Origin of the sequence: Sneathiella sp. HT1-7 (genome assembly GCF_020731145.1) — a bacterium.
GTDB lineage: Bacteria > Pseudomonadota > Alphaproteobacteria > Sneathiellales > Sneathiellaceae > Sneathiella.
Genome location: NZ_JAJFZN010000003.1, coordinates 742,767 through 765,900, shown reverse-complemented (window position 1 = coordinate 765,900; position 23,134 = coordinate 742,767). Strand labels below are relative to the sequence as shown.

General features: G+C 53.6%; 20 protein-coding genes. 15 read left to right on the top strand and 5 right to left on the bottom strand.

All coding sequences use genetic code 11. The annotated features are described in order from the left end of the window. Positions 1-131: 131 nt before the first annotated feature. From LKE13_RS13355 to LKE13_RS13300, 12 genes are all read left to right on the top strand, one after another. Complete coding sequence (locus tag LKE13_RS13355; protein WP_227951874.1) at positions 132-485, top strand: RebB family R body protein; 354 nt, start codon at positions 132-134, stop codon at positions 483-485. Positions 486-533: 48 nt separating this feature from the next. Further along, on the top strand, positions 534-854 hold the full coding sequence (locus tag LKE13_RS13350) for a RebB family R body protein (protein ID WP_227951873.1): 321 nt from the start codon (positions 534-536) through the stop codon (positions 852-854). A gap of 41 nt (positions 855-895) precedes the next feature. Continuing rightward, positions 896-1,252 carry a RebB family R body protein gene (locus LKE13_RS13345; RefSeq protein ID WP_227951872.1) on the top strand — a complete coding sequence of 119 codons (357 nt, stop codon included), beginning with the start codon at positions 896-898 and terminating at the stop codon, positions 1,250-1,252. A gap of 120 nt (positions 1,253-1,372) precedes the next feature. Continuing rightward, on the top strand, positions 1,373-1,777 hold the full coding sequence (locus LKE13_RS13340; protein ID WP_227951871.1) for a RebB family R body protein: 405 nt from the start codon (positions 1,373-1,375) through the stop codon (positions 1,775-1,777). Between the two features lie 49 nt (positions 1,778-1,826). Next, positions 1,827-2,159: a RebB family R body protein gene (locus LKE13_RS13335; RefSeq protein ID WP_227951870.1), complete on the top strand. Its 333-nt coding sequence runs from the start codon at positions 1,827-1,829 to the stop codon at positions 2,157-2,159. Positions 2,160-2,274: 115 nt separating this feature from the next. Further along, positions 2,275-2,565: a transposase gene (locus tag LKE13_RS13330; RefSeq protein WP_227951869.1), complete on the top strand. Its 291-nt coding sequence runs from the start codon at positions 2,275-2,277 to the stop codon at positions 2,563-2,565. A 56-nt stretch (positions 2,566-2,621) separates the two neighbouring features. Next, positions 2,622-4,427, top strand: coding sequence for a DNA helicase RecQ (gene recQ / locus LKE13_RS13325; RefSeq protein WP_227951868.1), 1,806 nt, complete (start codon positions 2,622-2,624; stop codon positions 4,425-4,427). Positions 4,428-4,560: 133 nt separating this feature from the next. After that, positions 4,561-5,019, top strand: a complete 459-nt coding sequence (locus LKE13_RS13320; protein WP_227951867.1) for a (2Fe-2S)-binding protein — start codon at positions 4,561-4,563, stop codon at positions 5,017-5,019. 1 nt (position 5,020) lies between these two features. Continuing rightward, positions 5,021-7,288 carry a xanthine dehydrogenase family protein molybdopterin-binding subunit gene (locus LKE13_RS13315; protein ID WP_227951866.1) on the top strand — a complete coding sequence of 756 codons (2,268 nt, stop codon included), beginning with the start codon at positions 5,021-5,023 and terminating at the stop codon, positions 7,286-7,288. A 63-nt stretch (positions 7,289-7,351) separates the two neighbouring features. Beyond that, positions 7,352-8,020, top strand: coding sequence for a DNA-3-methyladenine glycosylase I (locus tag LKE13_RS13310; RefSeq protein WP_227951865.1), 669 nt, complete (start codon positions 7,352-7,354; stop codon positions 8,018-8,020). A 77-nt stretch (positions 8,021-8,097) separates the two neighbouring features. Then, on the top strand, positions 8,098-9,222 hold the full coding sequence (locus LKE13_RS13305; RefSeq protein ID WP_227951864.1) for a CaiB/BaiF CoA transferase family protein: 1,125 nt from the start codon (positions 8,098-8,100) through the stop codon (positions 9,220-9,222). A gap of 1 nt (position 9,223) precedes the next feature. Continuing rightward, positions 9,224-10,681 carry a DHA2 family efflux MFS transporter permease subunit gene (locus tag LKE13_RS13300; protein WP_227951863.1) on the top strand — a complete coding sequence of 486 codons (1,458 nt, stop codon included), beginning with the start codon at positions 9,224-9,226 and terminating at the stop codon, positions 10,679-10,681. Between the two features lie 51 nt (positions 10,682-10,732). Here LKE13_RS13300 and LKE13_RS13295 read toward each other — a convergent pair whose 3' ends face one another. Genes LKE13_RS13295 through LKE13_RS13285 form a run of 3 tightly spaced genes read right to left on the bottom strand, consistent with a single transcriptional unit; the run spans position 10,733 to position 15,776 of the window. After that, complete coding sequence (locus LKE13_RS13295) at positions 10,733-12,817, bottom strand: 3-hydroxyacyl-CoA dehydrogenase NAD-binding domain-containing protein (RefSeq protein ID WP_227951862.1); 2,085 nt, start codon at positions 12,815-12,817, stop codon at positions 10,733-10,735. Positions 12,818-12,865: 48 nt separating this feature from the next. Then, positions 12,866-13,900, bottom strand: coding sequence for an NADP-dependent oxidoreductase (locus LKE13_RS13290; RefSeq protein WP_227951861.1), 1,035 nt, complete (start codon positions 13,898-13,900; stop codon positions 12,866-12,868). Then, entirely contained in the window at positions 13,869-15,776 is a 1,908-nt protein-coding gene (locus tag LKE13_RS13285; RefSeq protein WP_227951860.1) for an AMP-binding protein, read from the bottom strand. The genes LKE13_RS13290 and LKE13_RS13285 overlap by 32 nt, the downstream gene beginning before the upstream one ends. Positions 15,777-15,910: 134 nt before the next feature. On the opposite strand from LKE13_RS13285, the gene LKE13_RS13280 reads away from it, so the two are divergent. After that, on the top strand, positions 15,911-16,543 hold the full coding sequence (locus tag LKE13_RS13280) for a TetR/AcrR family transcriptional regulator (protein WP_227951859.1): 633 nt from the start codon (positions 15,911-15,913) through the stop codon (positions 16,541-16,543). Here the strand turns inward: LKE13_RS13280 and htpX are convergent, their stop codons facing one another. Together htpX and alaS are read right to left on the bottom strand one after the other, a co-directional pair. Further along, positions 16,544-17,530, bottom strand: coding sequence for a zinc metalloprotease HtpX (gene htpX, locus LKE13_RS13275; RefSeq protein ID WP_227951858.1), 987 nt, complete (start codon positions 17,528-17,530; stop codon positions 16,544-16,546). A gap of 304 nt (positions 17,531-17,834) precedes the next feature. Beyond that, positions 17,835-20,516, bottom strand: coding sequence for an alanine--tRNA ligase (gene alaS, locus LKE13_RS13270; protein WP_227951857.1), 2,682 nt, complete (start codon positions 20,514-20,516; stop codon positions 17,835-17,837). A gap of 190 nt (positions 20,517-20,706) precedes the next feature. On the opposite strand from alaS, the gene LKE13_RS13265 reads away from it, so the two are divergent. Together LKE13_RS13265 and LKE13_RS13260 are read left to right on the top strand one after the other, a co-directional pair. Beyond that, positions 20,707-21,645 (top strand): AAA family ATPase, encoded by a 939-nt coding sequence (locus tag LKE13_RS13265; RefSeq protein WP_415776536.1) that lies wholly within the window; start codon positions 20,707-20,709, stop codon positions 21,643-21,645. Beyond that, the gene (locus tag LKE13_RS13260; protein ID WP_227951855.1) at positions 21,645-23,087 is read left to right on the top strand and encodes a VWA domain-containing protein; all 1,443 of its coding nucleotides are present in this window, start codon (positions 21,645-21,647) and stop codon (positions 23,085-23,087) included. The genes LKE13_RS13265 and LKE13_RS13260 overlap by 1 nt, the downstream gene beginning before the upstream one ends. Positions 23,088-23,134 lie beyond the last annotated feature (47 nt).

Genomic DNA, 23,134 nt, shown 5'->3' with positions numbered 1-23,134 from the left:
GAGAGTTTTCTCACATTTGAGAAGAAAATCTCATGCCTGCGTCACATTTTCTCAATTGCCAACGTCTTCCTCCCATGAATGAGGAAACAGTCCACCGATTGACCATGACAGGAATAAAAGAGGATTAATCAATGGCAAACGACACCCCGGTCAACAGCCAAATTACCGATGCCGTGACCCAATCCAATCTAACAGTGGTCGGTGGCGCCCCGGCCCAGTCAATGGGAACCGTCTACCAGATGATGGCGCAATCCGTCGGTGTGTCCATGCAAAACGCGGTGTCGAACCAGCAAAACATGAACACTATCGACAACGCCATCGTCACCCAGGGGATCGCCATGCTGTACAGCATGGATGACTCTCTCGAGGCGAGAGCCTCCGAAGAGATCCTTTCGGGGAATGTAAACGCAGAAATAGTCTCCGCGCTTCAGGCTATCATTGTTGAATTAAAGAAAGCGCAAAGTGAGCAAAAGTCACAAACTTAACAACCCACTAAACAGGATTTTTACCTGACTATTAAAGGAGAATGACCCATGCCAGGGGATACACCAGTCAATGCCCAAATTACCGATTCAGTCACCCAGTCAAACGTAAGCGTATTAGGTGACGCACCATCCATCGCCATGGCAAATGCCTATCAGGTATTTGCCCAGGTCGTCGGCGCAAGCATGCAGAATGCCGTCTCGAACCAGCAGGGCGCCAACACGGTTGACCTTGCCGTAACAACCCAGGGTACGAATGTCCTGTACGCCATGTCGACTTCGGCGGATGCGAAAGCAACCTCTGAGATTCTCGGTGGCAACCCGGTTGCCGAGGCCCTCACCTCACTTCAGGCGGCCTCTCGCGCATTCTGATTTGATTTTTCTCACGAATTGAACATTAAAGGAGTTAAATAATGGCGGATAACACTTGGATGAACAGCCAGATTACTGACGCTGTCACACAAACCAACGTCAAAGTTCTGGGCGATGCGCCCGCGGAATCCATGGGCATGCTCTATCAGATGATGGCCCAGTCAACAGGTATGTCCATGCAGAACATGGTGGCCAATCAACAGCATAAGAATTCCATCGATTCTGCTGTTGTAACGGGAGCAGTGAGCATGCTCTACACCCTCGATGTGGCGGCGGAAGGCAAGGCAACACAGGAAGTCTTAAGCGGAAATCCCGTGGCAGAAACCATGGCGTCACTGAAAGGCGTGCTGGCTAGTTTCAAGGAAAGCAATCCAAACTCTCCAAAGTTTAACACCTAACCCCGCCGGCCCGAGAAGACCTCTCTTCTCATTGGTATATCGAATATTGCGCCGTTTGGCCTTTGCCGGTCAATCGCGCAATATTCGAGCCGCCAGCAGCTATGATAACAGGATAGTCCCATGACAGCGCAAAGAAATACAGTACACGTCAAATCGGTGAACAGCCAGATTACGGATGCCATTACCCAGTCCAACACCATGATTATCGGTCTTGCGCCCGCGCAATCGATGGGCACATTGTACCAGACGACCGCCCAGGCCGTCGGGGTGGCTGTCCAGAACGCCGTCGCGAACCAACAACATATGTACAGTCTCAGCCTCGCCTCAACAGCGCAGAATCTGAATTCGCTTCTGTCGCTATCGTCCGCCACGGCCGGGCGCAGCACCGCTGGCTTGCTCTCACGCTCTGGATACGCACCAACAACACATTATCATACCCCCCATGTGGCGCCCACACATGCGTCCACACATACCCCCACGCATCAGGCATCCCACATCCCGCCGCAAACGCCTATGAAAAAATAGCGCTCGAACAACCAGTCCGGAATTTCAGTAAATAAACAGGAGAGCGGTAATGACGTCAGAATCCTATGTAAACAGCCAAGTCACAGGATCCATCGCCCAGACGAATTTGAGCGTACTTGGCGATGCCCCCGCGGAGGCCATGGCTATTCTATATCAACAGATGGCCCACACGATCGGGCTGGCGCTTCAGAATGTCATTTCCCAGCAGCAGCACAGCTACTCCATCCATAACGCCATTACCATCGCAGCCTCCAAACAATTGCTAAGCAGCGATCCGGCAGCAGCGGCAAAAGCCTCTCAGGACTTGATTGCGGGCAGCGCCATCCCGGAAAACCTTGCCGCCCTTCAGGCCGTGGTCAATGAGCTTGGTAAACAGCAATAATCTGCCCGGGATATGACGCGGCGGCCATGCCGGAAAACGGAGGGTTAAATCTGACCCCAAGAAAGCTGAGGTCCGATGGCAATTTAGAAACATTAATATGAGGACGTTCAGTCTCATGGAACGCAAAAACTATACTCAGCAGGAGATCAGAGCGATCCTTCGAGAACTCATCGACGGCCAGTCGGTGGATGATACCGCAAAGCGATACGGCATTTCCAAGGCCACCATTTATCGTTGGAAAAAACGCGCGGAACAAACGGGCGCAGAGGAAATTAACCGCCTCAAAAAGGTTGATGGAGAGAACCAGAGACTAAAATCACTCCTCGCCGAAGCGGCGCTTGAAATCCAGGCATTGAAGGAACAACTCAAGTCGCGTGGCTGGGCAAAAGCAGAAGATCGCGATTAACGCCATATGACTTCATTCCGGCGTTGATCAATGGACGGATGACTGTATAAAGAGGTATGTCGCGTAACCCGTCCCAAATACTTACCTCCATCTTCGGATACCCTGCCTTTCGTGGGGAACAAGCACAGATTATTGATCATATACTCGCCCGGCGCGATGCGCTTGTCCTGATGCCGACGGGCGGCGGTAAATCGCTTTGTTATCAAATCCCTGCCCTCTGCATGGACGGGACGGCGATTGTCATTTCACCGTTGATCGCACTTATGCAGAACCAGGTTGAAGCTCTGCAACAGCTTGGCGTTGCAGCTGCGGCGCTTAACTCCGCCCACTCCATGGAAGAACAGGCGAGCATTCGAAATGCGTTTCTCAACGGAGAGATCAAACTCCTTTATATCGCACCGGAGAGACTTTTCTCTGGCGGCTTTATCGATTTGTTGCAACGCGGCGATATTTCTCTTTTCGCAATTGATGAGGCGCATTGCGTCTCTCAATGGGGTCATGATTTCCGCCCCGAGTATCTACGCCTCGAGATTCTCGCTGAAAAATTCCCATCCGTACCACGTCTCGCCCTCACCGCGACAGCCGATGCGCCGACGGAAAAAGATATTATCGAGCGTCTTGGACTAACGTATGGAGAGATTTTCCGTGCCGGGTTCGATCGACCGAATATTCGCTATCGCCTGACCGCGAAGACAAATGGCGTCACCCAGCTTCTTAACTTCATTAAGACAGAACATGAATCCGATGCGGGAATTGTCTATTGCATGTCTCGCCGCAAGGTCGAGCAGACGGCGGAGAAAATTGCCGCAACCGGCCGGATCGCGCTTCCTTATCATGCCGGTCTGGATCCGGAACTGCGACGCGAAACACAGGCCCGCTTCCTGAAAGAAGATGCCGTCATTATTGTCGCCACCATCGCCTTTGGCATGGGTATCGACAAGCCGGACGTCCGTTTCGTTGCGCATCTTGATCTCCCGAAAAATATGGAGAGTTATTATCAGGAAACGGGGCGCGCCGGGCGCGACGGTCTACCCGCCAATGCATGGCTCGCCTATGGGCTTCAGGATGTCGCGAAGCTGAAATCACTGATGCAGAACCCGGACAAGACGCTACAGCAGCAAAAACTTGATCGGGGCAAACTGGAATCACTTCTACAATTTTGTGAAAGCGCCCTATGCCGTCGTCGACTCATTCTGGAGTATTTCGGTGAAACACCTCCCGAAACTTGCGGCAACTGCGATAACTGCCTCGAACCACCGGAAATGTTCGATGCAACGGAAGCCACACAGATGGCGCTTTCCTGCATTTATAGAAGTGAGGAAATGTTCGGCGCGGGCCATATCATAGACATTCTGCTCGGCGCGGATACGGACAAGATCAAAAAATTCGGACATGATCGCCTCAGCACCTATGCCGTGGGAAAGGGGTTCTCACGCGCTGACTGGCAATCAATCTTCCGCCAACTTTTGGCACTCGGCCTGCTTAATGTCGACACTGAGGGTTATGGCAGCCTGTCCCTGAATGAGAATTGTCGGTCGGTTCTTAAAGGCGAGACCAAGCTTGATCTTAAAAAAGCCCCGATCCGCTCACGTAAAGAAAAATCCGCCTCCGGTCCGAACCGAAGCTTTGGTAATGAGCAGGAAGAAGCGCTGTTTAATTACCTTAAATCTATCCGCCTCAGCCTCGCAAAGGAACAAAATGTTCCGCCCTATGTCATCTTTCACGACAAAACCCTGATTGAGATGGCGCAACTTAAACCAACCTCGCTCACTGCTTTCGGGGAGTTGCAGGGCGTCGGACGCAGCAAGCAGGAAAAATACGGACCCGCCTTCCTGAAAGCGATCGAGGAAAACTATTCCTGAGATTTCATCTCTCGGCCAACCTCCGTTTGTTACGTCGGCGTCAACAATTAAAATTGCAATCACGTGCCACATGAATATTTACCTATATTAAAGGCAAAATTCATTCTTATTTACAAAGATTACAGGAGGGGACATGCTGCGCCTCGATATCAACAGTAAAATACATGAAGTCGATGTCGAAGAGGATACGCCTCTTTTGTGGGTCTTGCGCGATACTGTCGGGCTTAAGGGCACAAAATTCGGGTGTGGCATTGCCGCCTGTGGCGCCTGTACTGTCCATGTGGATGGGGAGGCCGTGCGATCCTGCAGCTACCCCGTATCCGATGCTGTGGGCACTAAAGTCACGACGATAGAAGGCATTGGCGGCGAAAATTTAAATCCGGTCCAGCAGGCCTGGATACTGGAACAGGTGCCGCAATGCGGATATTGCCAATCGGGCATGATCATGGCGGTCTCCGCCCTCCTCGCGGAGAACCCGGACCCGAGTGACGAAGACATCGCGGACAGCATTACCAATATCTGCCGCTGCGGTACATATCCGAGGATCAAGCGGGCCATAAAACGCGCCGCCGCATTGCAGGAAGGGAATTAACATGGGAAAATTCTCTCTCTCCAGACGCAAGTTTCTGGTCGCCGGGGCGCTTGTCGGCGGCGGCATCGCTGTCGGCTATGGCTTTCTTCGTAAGGGTGAGCCTGACAATGGCGCACTTACGGCCACAACCGAGGAAGGAGAAGTTGCCCTCAATGCTTATGTGAAGGTCAATAAAGACGGCCTTATCACAGTGGCCGTTCCGCGCTCAGAGATGGGTCAGGGCGTCTACACTGCGCTCGCAATGCTCGTCGCCGAGGAAATGGACGCAGATTTCAACGACGTCATAGTAGAGCAGGCACCCGTTGCTGATATCTATGCGAATGTAACTGCGCTGCAGGATGCCCTACCCTTTTCCGACAAGCATCATGAGGGCGAAGACACCGTCGGCGCATGGGGCATGGCGAAGCTCGCCGGCTTTCTCGGTGTTCAAGTCACAGGCGGCAGCACCTCCGTCCGCGATGCCTGGATTCCTATGCGTCAAGCGGGCGCGATGGCAAAGGCCATGCTGGTCCATGCCGCCGCTCGCACCTGGGATGTGTCGCCAGAGGAGATTACCGTTAATAATGGCGTTATCACTCATGCGGGCAGCGGGCAATCCGGTGGCTTTGGCGATTTTGTGGAACTCGCCGCTTCGGAAGCGGTGACGCTTGATCCCGTCCTCAAAAACAGCAGAGATTTCTCCCTGATCGGTACTGCGCAACCACGCCTCGATATCCCATCGAAAGTAGATGGCACCGCGGTATTTGGCGTTGATGTGGAACTCGAGGGCATGGTCCATGCGGCCGTCAAGCTTTCCCCTGTAATCGGCGGCACACTCACCTCCCATGAGGCGGCAGCAGTGAAAGACATGCCGGGCGTTCTGAAGGTGGTACCCTTTGAAAGCGGTGTTGCGGTGATCGCCGATAGTTTCTGGCGCGCAAAAACTGCCGTTGAAGCCCTGCCCGCCGTATTCGAGCCCGGCCCTGCGCAAGAATATTCCTCGGGCGGTATTATGACTCTGCTGGAAGATAATCTAGAAAGTGACGATGCGCGCATCTATGCAGAAGACGGTGACGCTTTTGGCGCAATCAGAAAATCACAGGCTCCGGTTAAGGCCATCTACAAAGCGCCGTTCCTCGCCCATGCCTGTATGGAGCCGATGAACTGCACCGCCAAGGTAACGGAAACCGGCGTTGAAATCTGGATGCCGAATCAGGCACCAACCCTTATTAAATGGTTTGCCGAGAAAATTGCCGATGTACCGGCGGAAAATGTCAAAGTACATACCACCTTGCTTGGCGGCGGGTTCGGACGACGGGCGGATATAGATCTGGTCGTCATGGCGGTGACCATCGCGAAAGAAATGAAAAACCGCCCGGTCAAGCTTCTTTGGACCCGTGAAAATGATATCCAACATGACATGTACCGACCCGCCGCCGTCAGTCAATTTGAGGCAGCACTCGGACCGGATGGCAAAATTTCTGGCTGGGCCAACCGGATTGTCAGCCAGTCGGTATCGGGCAGTTTCACCGCGCGGTTGCTTCCTTGGGCCACAATGGATTCCCCCGATAACACCACGAGTGAAGGCGCGGCAGATATCCCTTATGAGTTCACCAGCCGCCTTGTCGATCACGTGCCGGTAAAACTGCCAATTGAAGTAGGGTTTTGGCGCAGTGTTGGCCATTCCTATAACGGCTTTTTCACTGAATCCTTTATGGATGAAATGGCCCATACCGCAAAGGCAGACCCGGTCGAGTTCCGCCTTGCCCATCTGGCAAACCATCCGGATTTCGCAAATGTATTGAAACAACTCGCGAAGGTCAGCAACTGGACCGTCCCACTTGGGGCGGGTCGGGCGCGCGGCGTGGCGCTGCATGAGTCTTTTTCTTCAATCGTTGGACAGGTTGTCGAAATCACAGTGACCAACGACAAGGAAATAACCGTCGATAGGGTCTATTGCTTAATCGATTGCGGTGCGGTCGTTAATCCCGATACCGTTAAGGCGCAGATGGAAAGCGGCATTATCTTTGGTCTTACCGCCGCGCTTTATGGCGAGATCGAGATTGAGGACGGTGCTGTCATCAACAGCAATTTCCCCGATTATGAAATGGTCCGCCTTGCCAATTGCCCACAGATAGAAGTACATCTTGCGCCAAGCGGACGGATGCTCGGTGGCGTCGGGGAACCCGGTACACCGCCCATCGCCCCGGCCCTCACCAACGCCATCTTCGCCGCAACAGGCGAGCGCATTCGGGAGCTTCCCATCACAAAATCCGGATTTATAGGATAGCGGACTGGATCATCTGGCGGTATTCTATTCCTCGACCAGTTCTATACAGGATGGAATATTGCCATGATCTCATTTGCAGAAATCTGTGCAACAGCAGAAGAAAATGCGGGCGGCGCGGACGCGCTTGCCGCACGGATGCCTGAACTTAAAACTGAAAATGAAATTCGCCGCACCCCCGCCGCCGAATTTTTCTCGAATATGAGCTTTCGTATTTTCTCCACTGGTCTTAATCAGGCAATGGTCCGGGGTAAATGGCCCGCATTCGAAGAAGCTTTCCATGGCTTTGAGCCTGCGAAGGTCGCCTTTATGTCCGAGGATGATATCGCCGCCCTGATGGACAACACGGCAATTATTCGGCATCTCGGCAAGATACGAGCGACCCATCACAACGCACTCGCCTTAGTCGAGGTGGAAAAAGAATTTGGCTCTGCCGGTGCCTATATCGCAGATTGGCCGACAAATGACCTGGTCGGGCTGTATACGGATATCAAGAAACGTTTCAAGCAGCTTGGTGGCAATTCGGGCCCCTATTTCGTCCGCATGATGGGCAAGGATGGCTTTATCCTGACCAACGATGTGGTGGCCGCATTGAACAAGCTCGGCGTCGCCAGCGGCAAGCTCACCGCGAAAAAGGATCAAGCAGCGGTGCAGGCCGCCTTTAATGCCTGGCATAAGGAAAGCGGCGCACCATATGCTGATATCAGCCGGACGCTAGCCATCTGGACCGGATAACCAGGCCTCCTATTGATTAAATTTTATTTGCGATGCATAGATAGGCTTGCCCTTAAATAAAGCAAAAGAAGAATAAAATGTCTGGCCCACTCGACGGTATTCTCGTCATCTCCCTCGAACAGGCGGTTGCCGCCCCCTATCTTTCTTGCCGTCTCGCCGATGCCGGCGCACGAGTCATCAAAGTCGAGCGTCCTGAAGGCGATTTCGCCCGTAACTATGATACGGTCGTGAATGGCGAAAGCGCTTATTTCGTCTGGCTCAACCGGGGCAAGGAATCGGTCCAGATCGACATCAAGAAGGACGAAGGCCTCGCGCTTCTCAAAAACATGATCGACAAGGCGGATGTCTTTATCCAGAACCTCGCGCCCGGTGTTGTCGGGCGCTATGGCCTTGACTGCGAGACACTGCAGGCGCGCAATCCTCGTCTCATTACTGTCGACATCTCCGGTTATGGGGAGGATGGACCCTATTCGAAAATGAAGGCCTATGACATGCTGGTCCAGAGTGAAACCGGCCTGGCCATGGTTACCGGATCACCGGAAGGGCCCGGGCGTGTCGGTGTGTCAGTTTGCGATATCGCGGCCGGGATGCATGGCCTCGTCGGCGTGTTGGAAGCCTTATACGAACGCGACCGAACCGGCCGGGGGCGCGCCGTCAAATCGACCCTGTTTGCCGGGATGGCCGACTGGATGACGGTCCCGCTGCTGCATCAGGAATATGGCGGCAAGGCGCCGGGACGCGGCGGTCTCTCCCACCCGTCCATTGCGCCCTATGAAGCCTATGAAACCAAGGAAGGCGGCCCGGTCGTCATTTCCATCCAGAACCAAACGGAATGGCGAAATCTCTGCGAGCATGGGTTGCAGAACCCCGCGCTTGCCGATGATCCCCGCTTTGCAACCAATGAACAGCGCGTCGCCAACCGGCCCGCACTCAATGCCGAGATCGACAGGATTTTCGGTCAACTCCCCCGGACGGAGGTAATCGATCGACTGCAGAAGGGCCGCATCGCCTTTGGCGCCTTGAACAGTGTTGCTGATCTCTCAGATCATCCGCAGCTTGAACGCACGACTGTCGAAAGCGGATCGGGGCCCGTCAATCTTGTCGCCTCTCCCGTTCATCTGACCGGGCAATCAGGGCAATATAATTCAATTCCCGCCCTTGGGGAGCATAACGAGAAAATCCGTAACGAGTTTACAAATTGACATGCCAAGTGCGCGACTAAAGCTGCTGGAGGAAAAATACGGCGAACGCTTTAAATGGTTCGCGGTTCTAGCTGTTATTTTTGGTCTGCTGGCGAGTATTTTCTCCTCCACCATGATCAATGTCGCGCTCACCAACATCATGGCCGACTATAGCGTGACGCAAGCTTCGGCGCAGTGGATGTCGACCGGATTTCTTTGCGCCAATGCCGTCTGCATGTTGACCTCCGCCTGGTTGTTGCAGAATTTCGGCGCGCGGAAGACCTTTCTGTTCGCCTCGACGCTGTTCTTCACTGGCTGCATGATCGGCCAGTTTGCCCCGGCGTTTAACCTGCTGATCTTCGCACGTATCCTGCAGGGAGCTGGCGCGGGGATTATCCAGCCACTTTCTATGGCGCTCGTCTTTATGCTGTTTCCGGAAAATAGGCGCGGCGCGGCAATCGGAACTTTCAGCATGATCGTGGTGTTGGGGCCCGCCGTCGGCCCAACCATTGGCGGCGTGATCACAGATGTATTCAATTGGCACTACACCTTCACGGCCGCCCTGCCGCTTTCGTTCTTAGCTGCTGTCGCCGGATGGATATTCCTGCCAGACCGGGATGATGCGCAGCAATCGAGCCGCTTTAACCTGATCAGCTTCCTGCTTATCGCTCTGACCGTCAGCACCTTGCTTACCGGAATGTCTAACAGCCAGTTTTATCCTGTGAGTCATCCTAAGGTAATAATTTTTCTTGCCATCGCCCTGATCAGTTTCATCCTGTTTATCGGGCGGGAGAAAAAGAGCAAATCGCCACTTCTGCGCCTCGACATGTTTCGTAATCTCAAATTTACCTCAACCGTCATCGTTGGCGCTATTACCAGTGCGGGCTTGTTCTCGACCATCTATATGCTTCCGCTCTTTTCCCGGACGGTGCAACTCAGCGACGCGACAGAGGCCGGATTACTCCTCCTCCCGGGTGGGCTCGCGCTTGCGTTCGTGTCGCCTATTGCCGGGCGGCTGGTCGATCGCCTGCCCGGGCATCGCCTGCTCTATACTGGTATTATTCTGTTCGTTATCTCAATATACGCCCTCACTTTTGCGGATAAGGCGAGTGGGTTCTGGATGATCGCCGGCTGGGTCGTTATCGGCCGCGCTGCAATAGGCCTGATCCTTCCGGCCAACAGCACGCTGTCCCTTTCCAGCGTCTCATCACAACAGGTGCCGCAAGCCTCCGGCGCTTTGAATTTCTGCCGCATGCTTGGCGGCACCATCGGGGTCAATATCATCGCCGTGCTGATCACCGCCCGCTCCGCCCATTACGGGGCCGAGATCATGGCCGCAAACGGCGGTGTGGCTCTAACTGTTGAGCAAACAGTCGAGATGATGACGCTTACCTTCCATGACTGCTTCATGGTGTCCGGTGTTGTTTTCGCTTTTGCCCTGATCCCCGTCACCTATCTCGCGCGCCACGCGAAGGAATAAAAAAAGCCCCGCAAAAATCGCGGGGCTTTCTTCTTCGTTAGCTTATCGGGCTTAGAGATCCTTAAAACCCTTGCCTTCTTTAACCAGCCTTTCAAGGAGCGGTGCCGGTGTCCATTCGTCACCATGCTCCGCCTTGAACTTGAGCATATCGTTATAGATATTCTCAAGGCCGATATGGTCCGCATAGCGCATAGGGCCGCCTCGGTAAATCGGCCAGCCATACCCATAGACCCAGATCACGTCAATATCGTTGGCGCGGGTCGCAATCCCTTCTTCGAGGATTTTTGCCGCCTCATTGATCATCGGATAAATGCAGCGTTTGAGAATTTCCTCATCCGAGACTTCGCGCCGGTTGATCCCGGCATCACGGGCGGCCTTGACGATAATTTCCTCGACAATCGGATCTGGTTGCGGTGTGCGGCTACCCTTTTCATAATGATAGTAGCCATCGCCCGTCTTCTGGCCAAAGCGGCCGAGCTCACAGATCGCATCAGCAACCGGGCTGGTCACGCCCCTGCCCTGACGGATGCGCCAGCCGACATCATTCCCCGCAAGGTCAGACATCGCGAACGGTCCCATCGGGAAGCCGAAGTCATAGAGAACCCGGTCAACATCTTCCAGTTTCGCGCCTTCAAGGATAAGCTGCGCCGCCTGATCGCCGCGCTTGGCGAGCATCCGATTGCCGACAAAGCCATCGCAAACACCAACCATGGCCGGAACTTTGCCGATTTTCTTGGCAAGTGCCATGCAGGTCGCCATAACGGTGGGGCTGGTTTTTTTGGTCCGGACTTCCTCCAGCAACCGCATCACATTGGCCGGTGAGAAGAAATGCAGGCCAATGACATATTCAGGCCGGCCCGTGGCTTCACCAATCTCATCGACATCAAGCGTAGAGGTATTCGTCGCGAGAATTGCGCCCTGCTTGCAGATTTTATCAAGCTTGCCGAAGACCTCTTTCTTCACATCCATATTTTCGAAAATGGCCTCAATGACGATATCGACGTCTTTGAGGTCCTCAAGATTGGTGGAACCGGTCAGCAGGGACATGTTCTTGTCCATCGCCGCCTGTGACATCCGTCCTTTAGAGACAGTTGCTGCATAGTTCGACTTGATAATGCCAAGTCCCTTGTCGAGCGCCTCCTGAGAGGTTTCGACAATCGTCACCGGAATACCGGCCTGCAGGAAGTTCATCGCGATGCCGCCGCCCATGGTGCCTGCGCCGACAATACCCGCAGTCTTGATATCAATCAGAGGCGTGTCTTTCGGAACATCCGGGATCTTGTTGGCGAGCCGTTCGGAGAAGAAGAAATACTGCTGTGCTTTTGCCTGTTCTCCGGCTAACAATTCCGTGAACAATTCGCGTTCGCGTTTCAGACCCTCCGGGAACGGCAGATTAACCGCGCCCTCGATAGCCTTAATACAGTTTTCCGGCGCTTCGAAGCCACGGAACTTCCGGGCATTCTTTTTGCGGAATTCATCAAAAATGGCCGGATTTTTCTTAGCTTCTTCCAGCTTGTCGTTCTGCTCACTGATTTTCACGAGCGGACGGCCTTCGGCAACAACTTTCTTGGCAAATGCGATGGCGCCTTCGGTTAGGTCACCGTCGATTAATTCATCGATAAGCCCGGCTTCAAAAGCCTGGGTTGCCGGTACATGCACACCGGAGGTAATGAATTCAAGCGCCTTTTGCACACCGACCACACGTGGTAACCGCTGCGTCCCGCCTGCGCCCGGCAGGATACCGAGTTTCACTTCCGGCAGGCCAACCTTGGCTGAGGCAACCGCTACACGGTAATGACAGCCAAGTGCTGTTTCCAGTCCGCCGCCGAGCGCTGTGCCATGAATGGCCGCGACAACAGGCTTAGTCGAGCTTTCCATGGTAGCGATGACGTCATTTAGCCCAGGTTCCTGCGGGGGCTTGCCGAATTCTGTGATATCCGCACCGGCAATAAAGGTTCGCCCGGCGCAAGCCAGCACAATGGCGTTGACAGAGTCATCGGCAACCGCCGCCTCAATTCCACCCTTGATCCCGGCGCGCACGCCCTGGCTCAGGGCATTCACGGGCGGGCTGTCAACGGTAATGACACCAACGGTCCCTTGTGCCTCGTAACTGACAAAATCAGTGATGGCAGTCATTTTCTTTTTCCTTCCTTCTGGGGTTCTTATTGACTGTATCTGTCTCTTTTAGTTTCTTGTTGGATCGTCAGCAACACGAACCAGCAATTTCCCGAAATTCTTGCCTTTCAACAGGCCCATAAAGGCTTCTGGCGCATTTTCGAGGCCTTCAACGATATCTTCGCGATATTTGAGCTCCCCGCTTTTGATCCATCCACTTACATCTTTCAGAAACGCTGGCAAATGATTGAAATGGAAGGAAATAATGAACCCCTGAATGAGAATTCGGTGAGTGAGAACCGCACGCATCAGCGCGGGCAGCATATTTGTACCTTGTGGCAGTTCCGTCATATTATACTGCGAGATCAGTCCACAAAGCGGCATGCGGGCATCATCATTAAACAGCGGCAAAACCGCCTCAAACACTTTACCACCGACATTTTCGAAATAGACATCAATGCCGTCCGGGCAGGCTTTCGCGAGTTGCTCAGGGAAATCCGCATCCTTGTAGTTCAGACAGGCATCAAAGCCGAGCTCATCCACAACAAAGGCACATTTTTCCGCAGATCCGGCAATCCCGATCGAACGGCAACCCTTGATCCGGGCAATCTGGCCGACGACACTACCAACCGCACCAGAGGCCGCGGCAACAACAACCGTCTCCCCTGCTTTTGGCTTACCTATTTCAAGCAGGCCATAATAGGCGGTTAGCCCGGGCATACCCAGTACACCGACGCCGGTTGAGATTGGTGCCTGATCGGGGTTGAGTTTCATCACCCCGGTCCCATCGGAGAGGCAATAGCTCTGCCAGCCGGTGCCGCACATGACATAATCACCGGTCTTGAACTGATCATTATTCGATTCCTCAACCACGCCAACGCCGCCGCCGACCATGGCCTCGCCCAGGTTCGCACTATCTGCATAGCTTTTCTCCGCGCCCATTCGGCCGCGCATATAGGGATCAAGGGACATATAAATGACCTTGACCCGAAACTGGCCCGGTCCCGGTGTTGGCACAGCTGTTTCCACCAATTCGAAATTATCCGCGGTCGGCTCTCCGACGGGCCGTGATTTAAGCAATATCTGCTTGTTCATTGCTGACATTTGAAGTGCCTTTCATCTCATTGTTTTTGTTCATATTAATTATATCTCTTCCGACCGAATCATTAAACAGACAGGCGACGAGATCCGCACGATTGGAAAGTACTGCTCCCTGGTTGATATATTGTTTGTCCGTTATTTCATTCTTATCTACCGAAAGCGGCTGCGCCATGATCAGCGCCCTCCCCACCCGTCGGCTCGGAGACGGGTTGGCCTGATTATAACGACTGAGTTTCTCCTGAACAGCCTCAATCAGCGACGGAGCGATAATCCGCCCGCCATCCGCTGACAGCGCGTCCGCCTGTTCCACGTATTGCTTGTGCCTGACCTCGGTCAGAAGGATCATGATCCCAATTTCCTCCCGGTCGTGGCCGGCAATCACCACATCGCGGGCAAGCGGGTCAAGCGCATCCACGAGCGACAGGCGCAGGGACCCCGTGCTGACCCAGGTCCCGTTGGACAGCTTGAAATCCTCGGCGACGCGGCCATCAAAGATCATGCCCGACGCCGGATTGTCGGGATCAACCCATTTAACCGCATCGCCAATACAATAGTATCCTTCCTCATCGAAATATTGGGCGGTGAGGTCAGGCCGCTTGTAATAGCCTGCATGGACATTTGGCCCCTTGATCCGAATCTCCAGCTTTTCCCCGACAGGGAGGATTTTCACCGTAATACCGGGCGTTGGCAGGCCGATCAGCCCGACCCGTTCGCTATTCCAGTGAACCGCCGTTCCTGTGCCTGTTGTTTCCGTCGCGCCCCAGCCGGTGCCGAAGGGAATGCGCATACCCGTATATTTGATGGCGAGATGCTGCATCCGTTCGAACATTTCCTGCGAGAGGGCGGCACCGCCATACTGGCAGATCTTGAGGTTCTTGAAAAAGGCGTGTCCCAGTTCCTCGTCCTCTTCAAGCTGGTCAGCAAGAAAGCTGTACGCCGCCGGGACTGTGCTGAACCGAGAGGGAGAGACAATTTTAAGATTCTCGATGGTCCGACCGAACAGAGCCGGAACAGGTTTGCCATCGTCGATGTAAAGTGTGCCGCATGTCCTGGCAATAGCGAAGAAATTTACTGTGCCGCCGTAAGTATGATGCCACGGGAGCCAATCAAGAACACGGGTTGGATCATTTACCGGGTCAGAAGGTTCCGATATAAGCTCAAGAGTCTTCTGCGCCGAACAAAGCATTGCCTGCGTATTCGGTACTGCCTTCGGCATACCGGTCGAACCAGACGTAAAGAGGATCATGGCAAGACTATCGCCATTCACAGTATTGTAGGCTTCTTTAACAGCTTGCCTATCTGTGGTGCCCAGCATATCGGAGAATCTCTTCCCGCCATATAGTGCTCCGGTCACTGTCACAAGTTCAATATCGGATAGATCGAGGGCATTCAACGCATCCGCAAAAGCATCTCCATCTTCGGCGAAAATCAATCCTGGTTCTGTCAGTTCAACCGCATACTGCAACCTCGAAAAATCCGTCCCCAACAGGGAATAAGACGGAGAACAGGCAGTGATCGGCACACCAACCTGCAATGCCGCAACTTTCAGGATCGCATGTGAAAAGCTGTTACCGGACAGGATCATAACGGATTTTTTCGGTCCATATCCGTTTGCAAGAAGATAGCTGCTGATCTGATCCGCCTCTTCCTGTAATTGTTTATAGGTCAGTTCTGGCCAGTCACCGCCGGGGCGACATTGCACAAGATACGGACGATCCGGGTAGTCAGTTGCCGCGCGGCGGAAATACGCCCCAATATTCGCCATATACTCGCCTAGCGCGATATTACTCTTGACAATCCAGCTTCCATCGTCATTTTGGGCGACCGAAATATCTGGAGTTGGCCGGTTAAATGGCCGAAATGGGATAGATGAAGTCATATTGGGGACAAACTCCGTTATTTTTTTTGTTCTATTTTAAGCATCGGGCTGTTATTGTAAGAATACTGACAAATTGTTGTAATAATTGCCAGCAATAGACGCGAAAAATATAAAAATAAAAAGGTGGGAGGCGGATGAGTCAATCAACACCCGTCACGGTGGCGTCAGACAGGGCCAGCAAGAGAAAAGAAGAAAAGCGCAACCGATTATTGGCGGCGGCCCGCAAGCTCTTTGTGAGCAAGGGCTATCACGAAACGAGACCACAGGATATTGCCAAAGCGGCAGACGTCGCCCATGGCACCTTCTACAGTCACTATACGGACAAGCGGGAGATCTTCCTCGCCTTCGCGAGCGGTGCACAGGAGGATTTACACTCCTTTGTTCATTCTCGCATTCCAAAGGTCAATAGTTTCGAGGAATATATCCGGTATAGCCTCGTGGCCATTCAGGAATTCGCCGAACAAAACCCTGGTCTGCTTCGCTCGGCGCTTGTGGATACCAAGGTTTTTGATCCAACGGATTCTACGTCCAAGGAAGTGCGCACCAGATTTGCATCCGGATTCATTACACGGCTCCAAGATGCAAAGGTGGCAGGAGAGCTTTATGAAGATATCGACCCGGACCTGATTGGCCATGCCATGATGGGCCTGATACAATTCTCCGCGCCGATGGCTTATCGTAAGGGCCAAAGTCGTCAAGAGTATGTCGATCACTTAAGCCGGTTCCTGACCCGCGCGCTCGTTAAATCACCGAAAACTATCGCGTAATCAACCCCATGGCCCTTTCTTGGGCCGGGATCGATCAGGCGGAGCATCGGTGTAAGGCGTAGAACCGCGTGATGATTTTTTTCTGAACATTCCTTCGTGAGAATATCTGTCTTCGCGACCCGTACGGATTTGCCGCCTGCCAGTCGGGACAAGCGATTTTGCCATTTCCGCCAATTTTGCAACCCGGTTGGTCGTCGACGGATGGGTCGAAAACAAACTGTCTGCCCGCTTGCCATGTAGGGGATTGACGATAAACAGGCTGGCTGAGGCAGGGTTTCTCTCGGCAGTGATATTTTCGATACCACGCGCCGAATTCTCCAGCTTCTGCAGCGCGCTTGCCAACCAATCCGGATTACCGCAAATTTCTGCGCCCGTATGGTCAGCGGAGTATTCACGCGTCCGGCTGATCGCCATCTGGACCAGCATGGCACCCAAGGGGGCAAGAATCATGAGGGCAATCGTACCAATGATACCAATCCGGTTATCCCGGCCGCCGCCAAAGAATAGCGCGAAATTCGCCAGCATACTGATCGCCCCGGCAATCGTCGCCGTGACCGTCATGGTCAGGGTGTCGCGGTTCTTGATATGCGCAAGCTCATGGGCAAGCACGCCCGCCGTTTCCTGCTCATTCAAAATCCTCATGAGACCAGTGGTTACAGCAACGGCCGCATTCTCTGGATTGCGGCCCGTCGCGAAGGCATTGGGCTGTGGATTTTCCATGATAAAGACTTTCGGCATGGGAAGTTCGGCTCGTGCCGCCAGATCCTCTACCATCTGATAAAGACCCGGCGCCTCGCTCCGGCCCACCTGACGCGCGCCATACATCTTTAGCACCATCTTGTCCGAATTCCAGTAGGCAAAGCCGTTCATCGCCACCGCAACGGCAAGCGCTATCAGCATACCCGTCATCCCGCCGAGGAGAAATCCCACGGCCAAAAACAACGCGGTAATGGCGGCGATCAGTAATCCGGTTTTGACGTAATTCATGGTCCTGTATCCAATAGACATACCTTCAAAGGCGCTCATTATATGTATTGGAGATGCGTAAAATATCAAGCAGCTGCGCAAAATATGGCAACCACAATATTACCCCGGAATTGCCGTTTTTCCGCCACAACCAACCATCAAATGAAAATTTACCGGTTAGTTAGTAATTTACTAGAAACCGGCAAGTCTAGGGAGAAAGTGCCGTCCCTGCCAATTTTACCCCGATTGGACCGGGACGGCACAGTCGAGTAACCAGTAGCGTAAGAAGCCGGCAGGATGGCAGACCTGCCGGCTTTTCGTTTGTTTATTGCCCGGCCAAGGCTTCGCCAGAGGCCATTTTCGCAATCAAGCCTTTGATGGAGGCCACCGCCTCTTTTCCCTTCGTGCCGTCGGGACCGCCTGCCTGCGCCATATCAGGACGGCCACCGCCGCCTTTGCCACCAAGCGCCTCTGAACCGGCGCGAACAAGATCGACAGCACTGATATCATTAGTCAGATCCCCGGTGACGCTGACCACGATGGAGGCTTTCCCGTCGTTATTACTAATCAGGACAATCACGCCACTTTTAAGCTGTTTCTTGATCTCATCAGCCATAGGTTTCAGGTCTTTTGGCGGGACATCGGAAAGCAAACGCGCCATCAGGGATATGTCACCAACCTTCTCCGGTGCCTCAGGCGCACCGCCGCCGCCGCTTACCAGCTTCTTGCGGGTATCGGCGAGTTCACGCTCAAGTTTCTTGCGGTCCTCAAGTAGGCTCTTAATACGGTTCCCAAGATCCTGCGGCGCGATTTTGAGGGTCGCGGCCGCATCGGCGAGGATTCTCTCCCGCTCATTGACATAGTCAAGAGCGGCTTCCCCGGCCACGGCCTCAATCCGGCGGACACCTGCGGCAAGGCCACTTTCACTGACAATTTTCAGAAAGCCGATATCGCCGGTGCGCGCGACATGAGTGCCGCCGCAAAGCTCCGCTGAATAATCTCGCCCGGCGCCCTTAGTCTCATCCCGCCCACCCATGGAGACAACACGAACTTCATCGCCATATTTTTCTCCGAATAGCGCCATGGCGCCTGCCTTGATTGCCTCTTCGGGCGTAGACAACTGGATATCCACATCGGCATTCACGCGAATACGGTCATTGACCATTTTTTCGACTTCGGCAATTTCCGCGTCAGTCATTGGCTTCTGATGCGCGAAGTCAAAACGCAGACGGTCTTCTGCCACGAGAGAGCCTTTCTGCGTCACATGATCACCGAGCGTCTGACGCAGCGCTTCATGCAGCAAATGAGTTGCCGAATGATGGGCGCGCAGACGATTACGGCGATGCTGATCGACATGTGTTTCCACCACATCATCAACTTTCAATTCACCCTTGGCGACCTGTCCGATATGGATAAAGAGGTCCTGCTTCTTTTGGGTATCTTTTACCACCATTGCAAAGCCATCGACAGTTTTCAGCATGCCGTGATCACCTTCCTGACCACCGCTCTCGCCATAAAAAGATGTCTGGTTGAGGACAACCATAATCTCATCGCCCTGCCCCGCGCGGTCCACTTCCTTACCATCCTTGATGATAGCCTGAACCTTGCCTTCCGCGGTTTCCGTCTGATAGCCTAAAAATTCCGTCGCACCGACTTTGTCATGCAGATCAAACCAGAGCGTATCCGTTGCGGCCTCCCCTGAGCCGGACCAAGCCGCACGAGCGGCTTCCTTCTGCTTTTTCATGGCGGCATCGAAACCAGCCTCGTCAAGTTCCCGTTTCTGACCGCGAAGAATGTCTTTCGTAAGATCGAGCGGGAAGCCAAATGTATCATAAAGCTTGAAGGCCACATCACCGGGAAGTGGATCGCTGCCACCCAGCTTTTCCGTTTCATCGCCGAGCAGCTTGAGGCCGCGTTCCAGCGTTTCCTTAAAGCGAGTTTCCTCCAGCTTCAAAGTTTCAGAAATCAACGACTGGGCACGGGCAAGTTCCGGGAAAGCGTCGCCCATTTCCTCGACCAGTGTCGGCACAAGTTTATGGACCATCGGTTCCTTCGCGCCCAGCATATGCGCATGGCGCATGGCACGGCGCATAATCCGGCGGAGCACATATCCCCGCCCCTCGTTCGACGGCAGTACGCCATCGGCGACAAGGAAGGAGGAAGAGCGCAAATGATCCGCGATCACCCGGTGGGACATCTTGAATTCCCCATCCGCCGAAATGCCGGAAACATCGGCCGAGGCCTCGATAATATGGCGCATCAGGTCGATATCGTAATTATCATGCTTGCCCTGCAGGACAGCGGTTACCCGTTCCAATCCCATACCGGTATCAATGGACGGACGCGGCAGGTTTTCCCGCGCACCGTCGGCCTGCTGCTCGAACTGCATGAAAACGAGGTTCCAGATCTCGATAAAGCGGTCGCCATCCTCGTCCGGGCTGCCGGGCGGTCCGCCAGGGATTCCTTCCCCATGATCAAAGAAAATCTCGGAGCAAGGACCACAAGGCCCCGTATCACCCATGGACCAGAAGTTGTCGGATGTTGCGATGCGGATGATCCTGTCGTCGGAAAGGCCTGCAATCTTCTTCCAATAGTCTGCGGCTTCGTCATCGTCATGATAGACAGTAACGAGCAGCTTCTCTTCCGGCAGACCGAATTCCTTGGTCAACAAGTTCCAGGCCAGCTCAATCGCCTGATCCTTGAAATAGTCCCCGAAGGAAAAATTTCCCAGCATCTCGAAAAAGGTGTGATGGCGCGCCGTATAGCCGACATTCTCAAGATCATTATGCTTGCCGCCCGCCCGGACGCATTTTTGCGTCGTTACCGCACGGTTGTAGGGGCGTTTCTCCTGTCCGGTGAAAACATTCTTGAACTGCACCATGCCTGCGTTGGTGAACAGCAAGGTCGGATCGTTCCGCGGCACCAGTGGCGAGCTCTCCACCTTTTCATGACCATTCTTCGCGAAATAGTCGAGAAAGGAGCTGCGTATTTCTTTTGTCGTACTCATTTTGCCATTTCCGTTCACCTAAGCAGAAAAATGCGGCATATAGGCCGCATTGTTGCCGCTTTTTAACCCGCCCTGCATCCGCTGTCCAGTTGGATTGCCCTAGCAAAGCGCGGAGGAGCCTGCTATTGAATAAGTAATCTTTTTTAACCAGTGAACAATAATAATAACATGGAACCGATACGTGACATTCATTGATAAAGACCCCGCAACCGCCATCGACCTGATCAAAGACGGATTTGAGAAGGCGGGATATATCTGCGATCGCCATATCGCCACCTCTATCTATCTATCGCAAAAGCTCGATAAACCAATCCTGGTCGAGGGACCTCCGGGTGTTGGCAAGACGGAACTTGCGAAAGCTGCGTCCGAAATTCTGGCGGCACCCCTGATCCGGCTGCAATGCTATGAGGGGCTGGATGAATCGAAAGCGCTTTATGAATGGAAATATGGCAAGCAGCTTCTCTATACCCAGATCCTGAAGGAAAAACTCGGCGATCTTCTTGAAGATGCCGTCGGTTTGGAGCAATCCATGGAAAAGCTGCACCAATTCGGCGACAGCTTTTACTCTGAAAAATTCCTGGAGGCCCGCCCTCTCCTGCAGGCGCTGCAATCGGAGGAGAAAACGGTTCTGCTGATTGACGAGATCGACAAGTCAGACCATGAGTTCGAGGCGTATTTGCTGGAAATCCTCTCGGATTACCAGATATCCGTTCCCGAAATCGGCACGATCAAGGCAAAAACCAAGCCGCTCGTCTTCCTGACCAGTAACAACAGTCGGGAAATGAGCGACGCGCTGAAACGCCGCTGTTTGCATCTTTACATTCCCTTTCCCGATGCCTCTCTGGAACGGCGGATCATCCAGACGCGGGTGCCGGAACTGGAAGAAAACTTGCGCAATCAGCTTGTCTCCTTCGTACAACAGCTTCGCACGCAGGATTTGAAAAAACTTCCGGCGGTCAGCGAGACCATCGACTGGGCGCGCACCTTGATGCTACTCCATGCGGACACACTCGAAGTGGATCTTGTACGCAACACGCTGAATATGCTGCTCAAGTTCGAGGAAGACATCGACAACATGCATAGCGAGGTGCCGAAATTTATCGCCGCCGCGCAAAGTGAAAGAATGTAATGGACAAGGCGCTTGCAGATTTTGTTGAGATGCTGCGCTATTCAGATGTGCCGGTGTCCATCAGCGAAAGCGTCGATGCCGCTGAGACCGTGCGCCTGTTCGGTTATAAGGATCGCGGACTTTTAAAGACCGCGCTCGCGCAGGTGATGGCGAAAACGATCGAGGAGCAGGAAAGCTTCGATCGCTGTTTCGATGAGTTTTTTAGCTATCAGATCAACCCTGACCTCGCCCCGGACGAGACGCTTGATGAGGAGGGCGAGGAGACCGGCGAAAACCCTGATTCATCGCCCGAAATAACACCTGCGAATGATGATGACAACTCGCCCAACCCTGCATCTGGCGGCGGTGAAGGCGGCGGTGGCTTTTCCGGAGAGCAAAGCGAGAGCGGTTCAGCGGCTCCACTCCTGGATATGCTGGAGCGCAATGACCGAACCGAGCTCACCATGGCCATGACCGCAGCCGCGAGCAACGCCAATCTTCGCAATATCGTCCTGATGACCCAACGAGGGCTCTTTACCCGCCGAATTATGGAAGGCATGGGTCTCGATGACGTTAATCGGGAGATATCTCGACGCAACAAGGAAGGCGATGCAGAAGGCGCGGATCAACTCTCCGGCCGGCTGGAACTTCTCTTCGACGCGGTCCGCGATATGGTGGAGCGGCAACTCGCCCTCACCAGCAGCGGCAAGGCGAAGCAGTTCCGTCAGGATATCCTCAAAAATGTGCGCCTTTCAAATGTTGAACATCGCGACTTCAAATATATGCGCCAGCTTGTCCAACGCATGGCGAAACGCCTAACCGACATGAACTCGCGCGTGAAAAAGGTGAAGAACCGGGGTCATCTCGATATTCGTAAAACCATGCGTCGCAACGTCGCCTATGACGGCATCCTGTTTGAAACCCATTGGAAGCAGAAGCATAAAGACCGACCAAAAGTCCTGGCGGTCTGTGATGTCTCTGGTTCTGTGGCATCGGTTGCGCGGTTTTTGCTCTTGTTCCTCTATAGCCTTAATGAAGTGCTGCCGAAGGTTCGTTCCTTCGCATTTTCAGGCGATCTTGGCGAAATTACCAGTGACTTTGACCGTCTCGGACCGGAGGAGGCCATTCCCTATGCCATTGAAAAATATGGCGGACGGTCAACCGACTATGGCAGGGCGCTGGAAGATTTCAAGGAACTTTGCCTCGATGAGATCGACAACCGAACGACGGTTATATTCCTCGGCGATGGCCGCTCCAACGGCGCTGATCCGCGCATCGATATTCTGAAGGAAATCAAACTCCGGGCGAAACGGGTTATCTGGCTCAATCCGGAAAGGAAGTCCGTCTGGGGGTCAGGGGATTCAGAAATGCTCCGTATTGCGCCCTATTGCAGCACTGCCGAAACCTGCAATTCCCTGAACAAGCTTGAGCTTATCCTCCGCGATCTGCTAAAGAGCAATTAGAGCGCTTCTCCCAATACTTGGATTTGTATTTTCTGACATGATGGAGT